This window comes from Chitinophaga sp. H8 (assembly GCF_040567655.1).
GTDB lineage: Bacteria > Bacteroidota > Bacteroidia > Chitinophagales > Chitinophagaceae > Chitinophaga > Chitinophaga defluvii.
The window spans coordinates 1,493,682-1,510,364 of record NZ_JBEXAC010000001.1 but is presented as its reverse complement, the minus strand read 5'-3'; the positions used below and the strand labels follow the sequence as shown (position 1 = coordinate 1,510,364).

Genomic DNA, 16,683 nt, shown 5'->3' with positions numbered 1-16,683 from the left:
TTCGCCTGTTGTTGACCCGGTATATTTTGGTTGTTTATTTCAGCACAATGATCTTACCCATTTGTGCCGGTGTTGTACTTGTTTCTACTTTAAAGCGCATACCGCTGAGTTCAAGACTCTTTAATATAAAAGCCAGATTTGTATTCCTGTCTATGATACCGGAAAAATGTCCTTCCGGCTTTTTGCCCTCGTATACTATTTCCATATTGTACCACCTGCCTATCTGCCGCATGACCGTTTCCATATCCAGGTTATTGAAATTGAACAGGCCCTCTTTCCAGGCGATGATTTCCGCTACGTCCACATTGCTTACCGCAATCTCATCGTTACCAGCCTTGATCGTACCCTGCATACCCGGCCGGAGTACTTTATTATTACTGCCTGTTAATAACCGGATACTCCCTTCTACCAGGGTTGTTTTTATAGCAGGTTCATCACCGTAGGCATTGATGTTAAACGCCGTACCGATATCCTCAATTACGATACTGCCTGTCTTTACCCGGAAGGGGTTAAATGCATTATGGGCTACTTCAAAATACACCTCTCCCGTAGTTTCCACTTCCCTGTTCCTGCCTTTAAATGCGGTGGGATACCGGATAGAGGATCCTGCATTCAACCATGCTTTAGAGCCGTCTGGCAGTATCAATTTATACTGTCTTGCTGCCGGGGTCCTTAACGTATTATAAATGGTTTCTTCTGTTCCGTTGTGGCCGGCGTTGTACGTCAGCTGGCCATTCCGGTTGGTGATCTGTACATTACCCTGCCCGGCAATCTGTTGATTACCTGCGCTGTCCAATATCACATTACTACCATCTGCCAATGTAAGTATGGCGCCATTCTGCCCCGGGGCTACATCTTTTATGACGGATACCTGTTCAGTTGGCGGATTGATTTTATGATTGCCTGATTGCCAGAAATAAGCTGCAATGATCATTCCAGGTACAACAATAGCAGCGACCCAGCGCCAACGGTAATGCAGTTGCCGCACCGGTGTTGTAACCATGGCGTCCTCCTCCTGTGCCTGCTCCCTGCTTCTGATTTCAGTAGTCAAACGTTCATACATCCTTTTACTGGCGCTTTCCGGCAAGTCAGGCAGGTGCAGCAGCTTTTCCGAAAAGACATGGCTACGGTCTTCGTTCAGCAGTTCTGCTGCCAAAGCAGGGTGCTGAACAATATACTCCAGCATTTCCCGCACTTCGTCCTTGCTCAGGTCATCGCGGAGATAACGTTGCAGCATTTGTTCCAGATGTCTGTGATCAGCTTGCATAGCGCCCTTTCTAATAGATTAAGACATTACTTTTCCGATGCATTCACAACTATAAGACTGAAAAAGGGCAACACAGGGGGGGTGAAAAAAGAAAAATTATAAAATTTTTCCCAGAATGATCATTACAAAGGCCAGTTCGCCCTTTTGCAGCAGATAATTACGGAGGAAATGGAGGGCTTCCCCCATGTGTTCTTTTACCGTATTACGTGAAATACCTAATTCGGCTGCTGCTTCCTCATAAGTTTTACCCTGCTCCCTGCAGAGTAAAAAAACTTTCTGACGCTGTGGCGAAAGCGCGGAGATCGCTTCCTGGTAAATACGTTCATAATAAACAGCACGGTGCTCCTGAAGGGTTTGCTCTTTTTCTTTTACCTGTGGTTCTATCCATTGTAACACCTCCTGGCGAAGCTTTTCATCCTTCGCAATCTTCTGCAGGGCATCAATGGCCTTGTTATGGCAGATCCTGTATAGGTAACTGGAAAAAGAAGTGGTGATCGTCAGCCCTTCCCTGATCTCCCAAATCTTCATAAATACATCATGTACCACATCTTCTGCTACCTGGGGGGCTTTTACATAATCCAGTACGTAAAAATAAACGGCACGGTGGTATTGATCATATAACTGTGTAAACGCAGTTTCGTCGCCGTTTTTTAGCTGATCGATTAATTCGGAATCTCTATGTAGTGCTGAAGTACCCATTAAAATTGTTCTCCTACTTTAACTGCCCCTGTGTATAAAGATATCACAAACGGGTCATAGGTATAAGTAACAAGTATATGTAAAAACTAATATTGTGGTGTAGCTCGTTATCTAAAGTTAGTAAAAAGTTTAATTTTCTATTGCTTCGGTCTCCGTTTTCTTATATTTTCGGAAAATACGTTATTAATCTAAAAATATAAATCCGTCTACGGCATATTTCCATGATGATATTTCTTCTTTTCACAAGAATGTGAATTTGTGCCACAGGCCGCGGCACAATTGCCCTGATTATCACAGAATAACTCAATATATTTTCTAGCCTAAATTTCGTATATTCATTTATCAGCTCAAGTATCTCCTCAAAATAATATATTTTGCTATGACCCAGGCAAAGAAACCGAAAATTGAAACCCATGAAATCCAATACATTATGGTTTCAAAATTGGATAAACATTGGGATGCCATTACATCAAATAGTAAAAAAAGTAGTTCTTTTAAAAAAGACTTTATTGATGGATTAATTTGCAGAGCACCTGACGTACAGGAGGCTGTTACATTATTTATCCGTAGATATACCGACGGCACTCCCGATAAAAGTTGGCTTGGAAAGAGCTTTGGATTTGAAAGAGTATACCGTGGGAAGAGTCAATACACCTATTCTATACATTTTAAGATTCGTGAAATTCAACCCATCCCCTGCCCTCCTGCATTCAAAAATTATCCAATTGGCTGGTATCAGAACCCCTATCATATAACTGCCAACTATCACCTACAACCCCCGTTTCTGGAAGATATGGCTACTACTGATGATTGGCGGTTATTTGAATTATATTGTCATTACTTGTTGAAATTGTTAGGCATTAACCATCTTCATCCCTTTGTGCGTGGGCGCAACAAGGGTAAGGGTGATGGACAATTTATACTCCAGGACCTGTATGTTATCTATGATGCTACCTTAAGGGATGATTTTATGGAAACTAAAGCAGATCAAATCCTAAACTTCGCTCATAAGCTCAAAAACTCAAGAACTGTCAGCATAGGTGACCGTCAGTTTCCACTAAAAGATATCAAGAAACAAATTTGGATCATTACCAGAGGTGATGAATCCCGTGAAATTTTCACATCCTCCACTAATAAAAGCACAATTATTGTAAAGGAAATTCCATTTAAAAAACTGGAAATGTTGTATTATACAAGACTGCACCAAGAAATTAGTGAAACAGCACTTTGTGAACAGCTAAAGAGTATATGAACCCAATAAGGAATCTTCTGCATGTTTCTTCCCTCCTGAGATAAACAGTATACCAAACACCTACCCACTAGTGTTATTTTATCTTTTGCTCCACGGATTTTACCTGACGCTTTGTAAGCCCGCGATATCTTCTAAATTTAAATGGCATATAAATAACCATTATTATTGTAGTACCACAACTGGTAATTGAATTATGGAAAGGAGGCAATTTATCCGTCAAACAGGTTTGGCAGCAGCAGGTATCTTCGCATGGCGACTGTCTGCCCTTGCCCAGGACACCCCATCATATTCCGGCGTGTTGCTGCCGAAGCACAACATACCTGCCGACAAGCAACTTCCTCCCGGATGGGTACGCTCCCTTTATCAGCGTGGGCGCCCCACCACCTATACCAAAGCAAAGAATGAATTACGTTATATAGGTATGCCCGCAGGCGGATTGCATACCGGTACGGTTTATCTGGGTGGTGATGGCCGTTTGTGGCTATGGAGCATTTACAATGATGAGCAGGAAGGTATAGAACCCAAAACGGTGCGCTGGCATGATGGAACCTCCGAAAGAAGCATCCGCAACCGGGATGGCGCCAGCTACCTGGAGCCAGCCATTGCTGCCAACCATCGCATACTGGAACAAGGATTTGCGTTGCTTATTGAAAGCAAGGGGCAAACGCGGCTGGTGGAGCTAAGGCAAGAGAGCTGGGAAGAAGTGAGCTTTGAGGCCACCTACCCTACCGCCACGATACGCTACCAGCACAGGAACCTTCCGCTGGAAGTGACCCTACGTGCCGGTGGTATTTTCATTCCATTGGATGCAGATAACAGCGGATTGCCCGCCACGGTATTTGATATCAGTATAAAAAACACTTCGGGACAGCCAGTAACTACCGCTATTGCAGGCTGGTTTGAAAATGGCGCCCGGAAAATCTCCGCTAAAAAAGGCGAAGGAGAAAAAGTAAATACCGTACATAACGGCACGGGTTATACGCGCGTGTCGTCTACCTTCCAACCTGCCAGCGGCACCTCCGACCGTGCAGACGATGGCAGTACCTGTATATCATACATCGGAGACGGCGCTATTGCCAATGCTAATGCTAATCCCTGGCCGGTAGAGGCCGATTGCTTTACCACCCGTAATGAGAAAGCCACCACCGCAGCAGAAGAGATACTTGTTGCCTCCGTGGCCAGCCCTAAAAAACAGCTCGCCCCGGGCGCAACACTGGAAGCACAGTTTGTACTGACCTGGCATTTCAACCACCCACTTAAAAAAGTGAGTAAGGTGAAAGAAGCTGCCGGAGGTTATTATTATGGTACCCGCTTCACCGATGCCGCTGCCGTGGCCGACTATATCGCACCAAAGTTTAAGACCCTCTGGGGACAAACACTACGCTGGCGGGAAACCTACTACGACTCCACGTTGCCTTACTGGTTCCTGGAGCGTACCTTCCTGAATATCGGGACACTGGCTACCGCCAATACCTACCGCTTTGCAGGTGGCCGTTTCTGGGGATGGGAAGGCGTGAATGCCTGCGAAGGTACCTGCACCCATGTGTGGCAATATGCACAGACTATGGGCCGTATCTTTCCTTCCCTGGAAAGAGAAACCCGTCAGGGTACCGACCTTGGTATCGGGATGCAGGAAGACGGCGGCATCATCTTCCGTGCAGAATATGAGAACCGTCCCGCTATTGACGGACAAGCGGGTACTATCCTGCGGATCTACCGCGAGCACCAGATGAGCGCCGATGACCGTTTTCTGCGTCAGAACTGGGGGCAGATTAAAAAGGCGGTGAACTTCATGCTGGCACAGGACAAGAACGGTGATGGCATGACAGACACGCCGATGGAAAATACCCTCGATGCAGTGTGGGAAGGTGAGATTGCCTGGATTGTAGGATTATGCATTGCTGCTGCCCGTGCGGCCGAATATATGGCCACAGAAATGAACGATAAAGCCTTTGCTACCCGTTGCCGGGAATATGTAACGAAAGGGTCCGACAACATGTCCAAGCACCTGTTCAACGGAGAATATTTCATCCACCGTCCTGATCCGGTGCAGGGTCGTTCCAAACTTGGCTCGTACAACACTTGTCATATTGACCAGGTGTATGGACAAAGCTGGGCATTCCAGGTAGGACTGGGCAGGCTCTGGAACCGTGAACAAACACTTTCTGCGCTCCGTGCCCTGTGGAAATATAACTTCGCCATGGATGTAGGTCCTTATATCAAAACCCACCTGGGAGGCCGTCCCTACGCGCTGGAAGGAGAAGGTGGTATGATCATGAACACCAATCCGCACAACGAACCCAAACCATTTGGCGAAAACGTAACCTGGCAGCTGGGATACTTCCATGAGTGTATGTCGGGGTTTGAACACCAGGTAGCCAGTCACATGATGGCAGAAGGCATGACTGATGAAGCGATGATACTTACCAATGCTATCCATCACCGGTACCATGGATCAAAAAGAAATCCTTTTAACGAAATAGAATGCAGTGATCACTATGCACGTGCGATGGCCAGCTATGGTACTTTCATCACCGCCTGCGGCTTTGAGTATCATGGTCCTAAAGGGTATCTCCGGTTTGCGCCTGCTTTTGGAAGAGAGCGATTCAAAGCGCCTTTCACGGCTGCTGAGGGCTGGGGTACCTTCCAACAGCAAGTAAACATTAAAAATACGCTTTGCAGCATTGCGTTGCATTATGGCTCGCTGCGACTCAAAACACTAAGTCTGCAAACTACGGGTACCACTATCACGGCTACCCTTAATGGCAAGCACCTCAAAGCGTCCCTGGCGGCATCCGGGAAAGACGTTCATATCATCTTTGCTCAACCAGTAATTTTAAAGGAGGGAGAAACTTTAGAGATCCAGGTGGGATGATCTTAATGGTGCCTGTATTAAAATTTCTTTTTTATCAGGCAGTGTTGTAATTTACTGTAGTGGAAGATAAGATAAAAAAAGATATCGCTCATCTTCAAATGCAACTGGCAGGCGGCGACCAGGCCGCGCTGAAACAGTTGTACGACCGCTTCAGCGAAAGGCTCTTACATTTCTCCTTTGCTATTATCCATCACCGGGAGCAAGCCGAAGAAGTAGTGGCCGATGTATTTATACAGGTCTGGCAAAAACGGGCGCGTATAGCGTCACTGGAAAACTTTGCCGGGTACCTGTATACTATCACCAAAAACATCAGCCTTAATTATCTCCGCAAAAATGGCAAGGAGAAATATATCAATATCGATACCATCTACCTTCCCTATTTTTCCATAGAACCTACCGCCGTGGACCATCTTATTTCAACAGACCTCCTCCGGTGTATCAATAAAGCGATCAATGATCTGCCTCCCAGGTGCAGGCTCATTTTTAAGCTGGTAAAAGAAGATGGCCTGCAATACAGAGAAGTGGCGGAGCTACTGCACCTCAGCCTCAAAACAATTGAAAACCAGATGGGTATTGCCCTGAAAAAAGTACATGCTACTGTTAATATCAGTTTGCCGGTATACAGCCCCCCGGTAAACAAACCCTGATCCAGCCTTTTTTTAAGAAATTTAAAATATGCTTGGGGGTCGCCCCCTGCTTTTGGTGTTTTATTATGTAACAACCAAGATATATGGACGAAAGGGTGTGGATATTACTGGCCAAACGCAGTGCAGGCGAAGCTACAGCGGCAGAACTTATTGAGTTGGAAGCTTTGCTGAAAAATAGCCCTGATAGTGTGCGCCATGAAGCACTGGAAAAAATATGGAAGGCGCCCCTACAGTCCTTACCCGGAATGAAGCCGGGAAAGCCCGTATGGGACAAGATCGCGGCTAATATCAACAGCAACGACCAGGCACCTGTGGTATTTATCAACAAACGGAATCTCCGGTGGCTCGCAGCAGCCATGGCTGCTGCGGTCATCGTGGGACTGTTTTATATTAACACGCACCTAAACACCAATACAAAACGCTATACTAAAACCATCATCACAAAGCCAAGTGCCAAGCAGCAACTCGTTTTACCAGACGGCACCCAGGTATGGCTGAACGGTAACAGCCATCTTACCTACAATGAAAAAACTTTCGGGCAGCAATACCGGGAGGTAACGCTATCAGGTGAAGCCTTCTTCGATGTTACCAAAAATGCCGCACACCCTTTCATCATTCACGCGGCAAATGTGAATATTACAGTAAAAGGTACTGCTTTCAATGTAAAGGCCTACCCTGCCCAAAAACATGTGGAAACATCGCTGCTGCGCGGCCTGGTGGAAGTAACAACGCAGCAAGACCCTGAACGGAAAATATTATTGAGGCCAGACGAGAAAATAATCATTGCGGCAGAAACGCCAGCCGCTGCCACGGTACAGCCACCGGCGGGCAAACAGGATGCTTCTCTCTTTGTCATCGCCCGCCTGCAAAAAGATGAACAGAACGTACTACCCGAAACGGTGTGGATGAATCAATCGCTCACATTTAATAATGAACCGCTGGAACAGCTGGTCCCCAAGCTGGAAAGCTGGTTTTCTACTACCATTCACATTGAGGACAATGCATTAAAAACAAAAAGATTTTCGGGAGTGATTACCGGCGAAACCATGCAGCAGACATTGGAGGCGCTCAAACTTTCTTATCCTTTCTATTATACTATTAAACAAGGTGAAGTATGGATCACTAAATAAAAACAACATTCACTTATCTAAATTGATTACATGACATAACCTCCATCAAAAAGGAGATGTTTGCGCATCTCCTCTTAAAAAAGCATATCATCGGGAGCGTTCGTATTCTCAGGCACTTACGCGTCCCTATTGTTCAACTTTTCAATTTTGAAGGTATGAAAAAATTGCGTGCCAGCAAGTTTTCTTTTACCCATAAGGCATTATTTAAGGTTTTACTGCTCATGAAACTAACTGCCTTTTTTCTATTAATTGCCTGTTTGTCTGTACATGCAAAAAGTACAGGGCAAACAAGGATTAACCTTGTATTAAAGGACGTGCATATTAAAACTGCATTGCTCTCCATCCAACGCAACAGTCCTTACCGCTTTATCTACAATGATGATCTGTTGCCACAGGCAACCACCGTTAGCATCAAAGCCACCAATGCCGACATCAGGGAGGTACTGGATTCCGTTTTTACACACACCCTTCTTACCTACCGCATCCTGGACAATAACCTGATCGTCATTTCGCAACAAAAGGTGAGCACAGCCATCAAAGGGACGATCAAACTGCGTAATAAAGATGGTACCATCACTGCCGGGGCCTATATATCTGTGAGGGAAAAGGGCACCTCCAATGGTACCATCACAGACAATGATGGCGGGTTCACCTTAACCGTATCCGATCCCAATGCTATTCTTGAAATTTCGCACGTAGGATATACCAAGCTCAACTTCCCACTCAATGGTGAAACTACGGTAGCGATCATACTAAATGCCGATGAGAAGCAACTGAACGAAGTAGTGGTCACTGCATTAGGTATTACGCGCGAAAAACGGTCGCTCACCTATGCTACCCAGGGTTTAAAAGGAGAAGATCTCAGCAACTCCCGTGAAGCAAATATCACCAGCGCCATCAATGGTAAAGTAGCCGGGCTTACTATTAATAAAACAAACTCCGGCCCCGGCGGGTCCAACAGGATCGTTTTCCGGGGCAACCGTTCTATTGGCCGTACCAACCAGCCCCTGATCGTGGTAGACGGGGTACGTATAGATAATACGCCCAAAGCTGGTGCTGATGTGGCCCTCTTCGGGGCACGTGACAACGGCGATGGCATTTCCAATATTAATCCGGATGATATCGAATCCATGACCGTGTTAACGGGTGCTTCTGCCGCAGCATTGTATGGCTCCGATGCCTCTAACGGGGCTATCATTGTTACCACCAAAAAAGGCAGGATTGGTAAAGGGATCGGGGTACAGGTTTCCAGCTCGGCAGCACTGTCTACCCCACTCACCTGGCCCGGGCTGCAAAATATTTATGGTCAGGGCGATGCAGGTGTTTTCATCCCGGCAAGTGCCAATAGCTGGGGACCAAAAATGACTGGTCAGCAAGTGAAAGACTGGACCGGCAAAACACAGCCGCTCACACCGCAAGCCGGTAACTTTAAAGATTTTTTCCGTACCGGCTCGGAACTGATCAATTCCATCGCGCTTTCCCGTGGAAACGAACAGTCACAAACTTATTTTTCTTATACCAATACCTACAGCAAGGGTATTTTGCCTAACAACGATTATAAGAGAAACAATTTCTTATTGCGCCAAACCACCACACTGGCAAAAGGGTTTTCGCTGGATGTTAAAGCCAACTTCCTGGTAGAAGATGTGCTGAACCGGCCACTAACGGGGGCGGGTAACCGCATCATGAGCACGCTGTATGCCATGCCCCGCAGCCTGCGGCTGGATGATGTTAAAAACTTTGAAACAACGGAAGCAGATGGCACCCTGAGCCAGCACTACTGGGCCACAGAAACGCCCGCTTTTCAAAATCCATACTGGAGCGCTTACCGTAACCTGTACAGCCGCCAGCGCAACCGTTTTATAGGTCTTGCTGCTTTACGCTACCAGCTTACACCTGACCTCAGCATACAGGCGAGAACAAGTATTGATTATTATAACGACCTGGGTGAAGAAAAAGATTATAACGATTCCTATTGGCTGACGGATTACCCTGGCAGGGGCAATTATGTGATCAATAAAGAATCGAACCAGCAATTCAACAACGATATTCTTGTCAGCTATAACAAAGATCTTACAGATAAACTTACCCTTGCAGTACATGCAGGTGCCAGCCTGGAGCAATACCATGCTGAAAGAACAACGCTCAATAATCAGGGCCTCAATGCACCTAACATTTTCGCTACTTCAAATGCAGTAGCACTAACCAACAGCCTCAATAATTACATTCCATACGCACCGCTCACCCGGACGGAAAAGCAGTCGGTATACGCCTCTGCACAGCTGAGCTATAACAACTACCTGTTCCTCGATCTTACAGGACGCAATGACTGGAACTCTACGCTGCCCGTTAAAAACGCTTCCTATTTTTTCCCTTCCGCAGGTATTAGCGCTATACTCAACGATCTATTGCACTTGCCGCAGGCCATCTCCCTGCTGAAGGTGAGAACTTCGTATGCTTTTGTGGGTAACGGTACCGGCTTCAATGAGCTAAAACCCGTATACTCCCTGGTAGCTGGTGGTAATGGTGGGTTCTTATTGATTGACCCCACTTTGCGCAATGCTGATTTAAAACCGGAAGAAACACACTCTTTCGAAGCCGGACTGGAAGCAGGATTTATGAAGAACCGGTTGAGCTTTGAAGCTACCTTTTATAATACGAATACGATCAATCAAATCCTCACCATACCGGTACCCGCTGCTTCAGGATACTCTACCCGCATTATCAATGCAGGAAAGATCAGGAATACCGGTGTAGAATTACTGGTAAATGCGCAGCCGGTAAATAGTAAAAATTTTAAATGGAATATCAGCGTCAACTTCGGCGCCAACCGTAACCGGGTGATAAAACTCGATTCCTTACAGAGAAGGGTATTATTAAGCTCGCCGCAAGCGCTGGGTGCCATCGTGGTAGCAGAAGGAGAAAAATATGGGGAGCTATATACTTCCAGCCTGCAACGTGATGCAGCGGGCCATATCGTGGTAGATGCCACAGGAAAACCTTTGCTGATATCAGATCAGTCAAAGTATGTGGGCAATTTTAATCCCGACTGGACTGCCGGTATTGTTAACAAGCTACAATACAAGAACTGGACCTTGTATTTCCTGATCGATGAGCGCAAAGGTGGTACAATCATCTCCGGCACCGAGGCCCTGATGGCCGCAGCAGGCACCTTGTCGGCCACTACCGTCAATCGTGAAACCGGCTTTGTGATACCGGATGCCGTAACAGCAGAAGGAGATAAAAACACAAAAACCATTTCTGCACAGGATTACTGGACACAAGTGGCCAACAATTCCATAGGAGAGCTATTTGCGCACAGCGCTACCAACATCCGCCTCCGGGAAGCAAGTATTTCCTACGCCATTCCCGCATCATGGCTCCGTACAAAGTTTATCGAGCATGCATCGCTTTCATTGGTGGGCCGCAACCTGTTTTTCTTTAAGAACAATGCCAATGGTATTGATCCGGAAACGGCACTGGGCACAGGCAACAACCAGGGGATTGAATATGCAGCCATCCCAAGCACGCGTAGCTACGCACTGTACTTAAAATTCAATTTTTAACGGGCCAAAAACCGATCGTATGAACTTACTTTCTTTAAAATATACTTCCGCTAAAACCTGTATGGTCACCCTCTTTTGTTATGTGATCATGACAAGTGCCTGCACTAAAAAGTTTGATGCTATCAATACTGATCCTAACACTTTCAGCGGGCTTACGCAGGCTACTATACCCAATGCCTTTGCCAAAGCGGAATACCAGGGTATTTATGGTGATCCGGGCATCTACCAGCTGGCCCGTAACCTTTTTGCGGATCTCTGGAGCCAGTATTATGCCACTATTGACCCAGGTGCTTCTCCCGACCGGTATGTTCAGCGCAAAGACTGGGAATTTTACCAGTGGTTGTCTATGTACGGCAGTGCCTATCCTACCCTCAAAAAAGTGATAGATGCCACGGAAGGCAAGGATATTCCGGCCAATGCCATCGCCAAAATATGGAAGGTGTATATCTTTCATTCCCATACTGATTTTTATGGCCCTGTGCCTTACTTCAATGCCGGCAGTGGTGAGTTCAGTATTCCATACGATGCACAAAAAGATATTTACTACGATTTGTTCAAAGTGCTGGATACGGCCGTTACCGCACTTAAAGCCGCCAACCAGGAGCTAACACCTTATGGCAACAACGACCTGATCTATCATGGCAATATTGGCAAATGGACAAAACTGGCCAATACGCTGCGGTTACGCCTGGCCCTGCGCATCTCCTACGTGGAGCCTGGCAAGGCGAAGGAAGAGGCTGAAAAAGCCGTTACGGCAGGTGTTATGCAAACCAACGACGACAACGCCATGATGGATGTAGCAACGGCATCGCCCAATGGCTTAAACCTGATGTCGCCCTGGGGTAATTTCCGGATGAGCGCTTCTATGGAAAGTTATCTTAAAGGGTTCAACGACCCGCGCCTCCCCGTATATTTCAGTACTGCCTCAGATGGAAAATACCATGGCCTGCGCAATGGCCTGTCGGTAGCCCAGCTTACGGGCGCCAATCCGGGCGGCGCCGGCAACAATCTCTCTAACATCGGCCCCGGATGGGTTCCTGAGCTTGCCGCTACTAACAAACTGACCGTCATGTATTCGTCCGAAGCATACTTCCTGCGTGCGGAAGGTGCGCTCAATGGCTGGAGCATGGGTGGTACCCCACAGGATTTGTATCAGCAAGGTATTACCCGTTCCCTGCAACAATGGGGCATCAACAATACCGCTATTCAAAACTACCTGCAAAGTACCACGCCACCGGTAGCACCAGGCGACTTTCTTCACTCACCGGCAGTAGCAGATCTTACTGTAAAATTTGCTACCGACCCGAAAATACAACGGCAACAGATCCTCACCCAAAAATGGCTCGCCCTTTTTCCAGATGGGATAGAAGCGTGGGCAGAACTGCGCCGTACCGGTTATCCGGTGGTATACCCGGTGGCCAATTCTGATAATCCTGATGTGCCAGCTACCATGATCATCAAACGCTTTACGTTTATTACACTGGAATATGAATCCAACAAACAGGCTGTTCAAAATGCACTCCCCCTGCTGAATGGCCCGGACAAAAACAATACCCCTGTGTGGTGGGATATAAAATAAAAACCGCTGTAACCAGCTCATACATTAATTATTCAAAGCAACTGCTTTCTATCATGAAGCTTATCCTTCAGACGGCATTTTTATTTGCCTGCATAACCACTTGCTTAAAAACACAGGCACAACGGGTAAAAATCATACCGGAGCCGGTGCGTATAACAGACAAAGCCGGCGATTTTGTTTTCAGCAACAATACCAGGCTGATTACCACCACGCAGGATACCCTTGTGCTGCAAAGCATGGCACTGTTCAGCAGGTCGTTTCAGGCTACAACGGGCATCTGGTTGCACCAGTCAAACCCTGCTGGCAGTACCAGGGGTATTATCCTGGTTGAACTGAAGCCCGGCCCGCTTGTCAGTACCCCGGAAGGCTACCTGCTCAACATATCGCCAGACAGTATAAAGATCACCGCGGCTACACCGGCAGGAATATTTTATGCCTTTCAAAACCTGGCACAATTACTTCCGGCAGATCAGAAAAAACAACCGCAAAAACCATGGAAAATCCCCTGCGCTTACATCGTTGATTATCCGCAATACCCTTACCGCGGCATGCATCTGGATGTAAGCCGTCATTTCTTTCCACCTGCTTTCATCAAACAATACATTGATCTGCTCGCTACCTTCAAGATCAATGTATTTCACTGGCACCTGACAGATAGCCACGGCTGGCGGCTGGAGATCAAACAATATCCTAAGCTTACCACAGTGGGGGCCTGGCGTGCCAACAGGGACAATATACCCATGACCGTTGCCCAGGCCACCCAACCCGGAGAACCTGCCACCTATGGCGGATTTTACACCCAGGAAGCAGTAAAAGAAATCATTGCATACGCCCGGCAAAGAAATGTGATGATCATTCCAGAAATAGAAATGCCAGGGCATTGCACCGCAGCGTTGGTGGCTTATCCCCAATACAGCGATTTAAATAACAATACGCCCCTGCTGATGCCTTGTGGCTATCCCGGAGACCTGCAACATAATTTCTGTGTGGGCTATGATAGTACCTATATTTTCCTGCAAAACATCTTGCAGGAAGTAATGGCGTTATTTCCTGCGGCATACATCCATATAGGCGGTGATGAAGTACGCCCGGAGCCCTGGCTCAATTGCCCCAGATGCCAGCGTAAAATGAAGGAAAATGGCTTTACCACTGCCCGGCAGCTACAAGCGTATTTCACGGCACGCATCGATAGCTTTATCACTGCTCATGGAAAAAAGATGATGGGATGGGATGAGATCCTGGGTGCTGCGATCGCCCCATCTTCAGTGAGCATGTCGTGGCATGGAGACAGCAAAGCCATAGCAGCCGCGGCCCGGGGTAATGCCACGGTGATGACGCCATACCAATACACTTACTTCGACTTCTATCAGTCGGACCCTGGCCTGGAGCCAGCTATTACCTATGCCAGGTTGCAGCTGGATACTGTGTATCATTTTAATCCTATGCCCAGGGCATTCACGGCTGCACAGGCAGGCAGCATACTGGGTGGAGAAGGATGCCTGTGGACAGAGAACATACCCACCCCGCAGCACGTGGAATATATGTTACTGCCACGCCTGCTGGCTTTATCAGAAGCATTATGGTCGCCGGAAGATAAAAAAGATTATGCCAGGTTCATCACCAAAACGGAAACGCAGTTTCACCGTTTTGATGCCGCTGGCATTCGTTATGCTAAAAGCATGTACAATGTAAATATTCGTCCGGTAGCAGACAGTGCCGCCCAAAGCATCACCGTAACACTTACCGACCAGACCTACCGCTACCCTATCCATTATACCCTGGATGGTACTACACCAACGGTACGATCTCCGCTATATGAAAAACCAGTTGTTATTCATGCCAGTGCGGTGCTCAAAGCCGCTACATTTATCCATAATAGGCCAGCAGGGAAAATAAATACAGATACGTTCCTCCTGCATAAAGCTGTGGGCGCCACAGTTGCTATACAACCTGCTCATGAAGCCCCCGGCCGTTTGCTGGACGGCATACTGGGGACCATAGAGCCTTACGATGCACGATGGATGATGCTCACCGATTCGCTGACAACGGTCACCATCCGCCTGCACCCGCAACAGCTGGTACAATCTCTCACTGCAAGGTTTATGGAAGATCAGGTAGGCAACCTTTATCTGCCCAGGAAAATAAATGTAAGTGTTTCTATCGACGGCATACATTATACCGATTGTTTTACCGTTGCTAATGCCGTTGCACCGCAGCAGTTATTAAGACACGTGGCAAAGTATGTTATGCCAATACAGCAGCAAGCGCGTTATATAAAAGTATCTATACACAATGCCAACCTCCATACGCTGGCTGATAAGAACATCATCATGCTGGACGAGCTGGTAGTTCAATAGAAAAAGAATATGACTGATAATAGCCATCAACGTTTTATTACCCTGGATGTGTTCCGGGGCCTGACCATTTTCTTCATGATCGTGGTCAATACGCAAGGTAGCGGAGCCGTGCCATTTACCCAGTTAACGCATGCCGCCTGGAATGGCTGCACGCTGACTGACCTGGTGTTTCCCTCCTTCTTATTTGCAGTGGGCAACGCCATGGTATTTGCCAATAAGAAACTGGCGTTGTTGCCGGAAAGGGCAGCACTTTACAGGATTTTCCGGCGTACCTGCCTGCTTTTTTTGATCGGCTATCTTTTAAGCTGGTACCCGTTTGTGGGCTGGAACGGCGAAGGTGCTATCTGGCTTAAACCGCTTGGGGAAACCCGTATTATGGCAGTACTGCAACGTATTGGGCTGGCGTATTGCTTCGCTTCCCTGCTGGTGCGCTATATCTCTTTCAGGTATCTGGTCCTGGTATCCGCCCTTCTGCTGATCACCTACTGGGGGTTACTGCATTACTTTGGTTACGAGGGTATACCCTACACGATTGAAGGTAATGCGGTACGCAGGCTGGACCTGCTGGTACTGGGCGCACTGCACATGTACAAAGAAAATGGCATTGTCTTCGATCCGGAAGGGATATTAAGCACCCTTCCTGCCATCGTAAATGTACTGGCAGGCTATCTTACCGGATGTTTTATACTGCGCAAGGGAAAAACCATTGCATGTATCGTTCGGCTCCTGCTTACCGGCACTGCCCTGGTGCTGATAGCACTATACTGGGATCGCTTTTTTCCCATTAATAAAAAATTATGGAGCAGCTCCTATGTTTTGTATACGGGTGGTATCGACATCCTTTTCGTAGGTGTATTGTACTATTTCATAGAGATACGGCAGTGGAAAAGGGGAACTTATTTCTTCCTTGTGTTTGGTAAAAACCCCCTGTTCATTTATATACTGTCTAACCTGCTTGGCGTATTCCTGATCCTGTACCTACCGGGGAATATAACAGTAATAGACTGGCTCAATACCAAAATCTTCCAGGTGATTGCACCGGGACCGGTGGGCTGCCTGCTGTTCTCCCTCTTTTTTACGATGCTCTGCTGGCTGGCCGGTTGGATGATGGATAAAAAGAAAGTATACATCCGGTTATAGTACTTCATTAAAGCGGCTTAGCTACATGCGTGCCCGTCAATGGGCCTGAAAACCTCCTGGCCTCCAGGCAGGCTTAGGGGAACGTTTATCGAAATACTATCACTTCTTATCAATAAAGCTAATATGAACCCTCCATAAAGGGTACATAAAGCCCAGATAAAGCCTATTTTA

At 47.0% G+C, this 16,683-nt stretch carries 10 protein-coding genes; 8 read left to right on the top strand and 2 right to left on the bottom strand.

Annotated elements, in window-relative coordinates; all coding sequences use genetic code 11:
- Positions 1-34 precede the first annotated feature (34 nt).
- Both ABR189_RS05800 and ABR189_RS05795 read right to left on the bottom strand, forming a co-directional pair.
- Positions 35-1,267 carry a FecR domain-containing protein gene (locus ABR189_RS05800; RefSeq protein ID WP_354659510.1) on the bottom strand — a complete coding sequence of 411 codons (1,233 nt, stop codon included), beginning with the start codon at positions 1,265-1,267 and terminating at the stop codon, positions 35-37.
- Between the two features lie 96 nt (positions 1,268-1,363).
- Entirely contained in the window at positions 1,364-1,966 is a 603-nt protein-coding gene (locus ABR189_RS05795; RefSeq protein WP_354659509.1) for an RNA polymerase sigma factor, read from the bottom strand.
- A 379-nt stretch (positions 1,967-2,345) separates the two neighbouring features.
- Here ABR189_RS05795 and ABR189_RS05790 point away from each other — a divergent pair, with 379 nt between their 5' ends.
- From ABR189_RS05790 to ABR189_RS05755, 8 genes are all read left to right on the top strand, one after another.
- A complete protein-coding gene (locus tag ABR189_RS05790) occupies positions 2,346-3,218 on the top strand; it encodes a hypothetical protein (RefSeq protein ID WP_354659508.1) in 873 nt (290 codons plus the stop codon).
- A gap of 193 nt (positions 3,219-3,411) precedes the next feature.
- Positions 3,412-6,093, top strand: coding sequence for a GH116 family glycosyl hydrolase (locus ABR189_RS05785; RefSeq protein ID WP_354659507.1), 2,682 nt, complete (start codon positions 3,412-3,414; stop codon positions 6,091-6,093).
- Positions 6,094-6,152: 59 nt separating this feature from the next.
- A complete protein-coding gene (locus ABR189_RS05780) occupies positions 6,153-6,740 on the top strand; it encodes an RNA polymerase sigma factor (RefSeq protein ID WP_354659506.1) in 588 nt (195 codons plus the stop codon).
- Positions 6,741-6,823: 83 nt separating this feature from the next.
- The gene (locus ABR189_RS05775) at positions 6,824-7,870 is read left to right on the top strand and encodes a FecR family protein (protein ID WP_354659505.1); all 1,047 of its coding nucleotides are present in this window, start codon (positions 6,824-6,826) and stop codon (positions 7,868-7,870) included.
- A gap of 155 nt (positions 7,871-8,025) precedes the next feature.
- A complete protein-coding gene (locus ABR189_RS05770) occupies positions 8,026-11,436 on the top strand; it encodes a SusC/RagA family TonB-linked outer membrane protein (protein WP_354659504.1) in 3,411 nt (1,136 codons plus the stop codon).
- 19 nt (positions 11,437-11,455) lie between these two features.
- Positions 11,456-13,015 (top strand): SusD/RagB family nutrient-binding outer membrane lipoprotein, encoded by a 1,560-nt coding sequence (locus tag ABR189_RS05765; RefSeq protein WP_354659503.1) that lies wholly within the window; start codon positions 11,456-11,458, stop codon positions 13,013-13,015.
- A 53-nt stretch (positions 13,016-13,068) separates the two neighbouring features.
- Positions 13,069-15,372, top strand: a complete 2,304-nt coding sequence (locus ABR189_RS05760; protein WP_354659502.1) for a beta-N-acetylhexosaminidase — start codon at positions 13,069-13,071, stop codon at positions 15,370-15,372.
- Positions 15,373-15,381: 9 nt separating this feature from the next.
- Positions 15,382-16,512 (top strand): acyltransferase family protein, encoded by a 1,131-nt coding sequence (locus tag ABR189_RS05755; RefSeq protein WP_354659501.1) that lies wholly within the window; start codon positions 15,382-15,384, stop codon positions 16,510-16,512.
- The last annotated feature ends 171 nt before the right edge of the window (positions 16,513-16,683 follow it).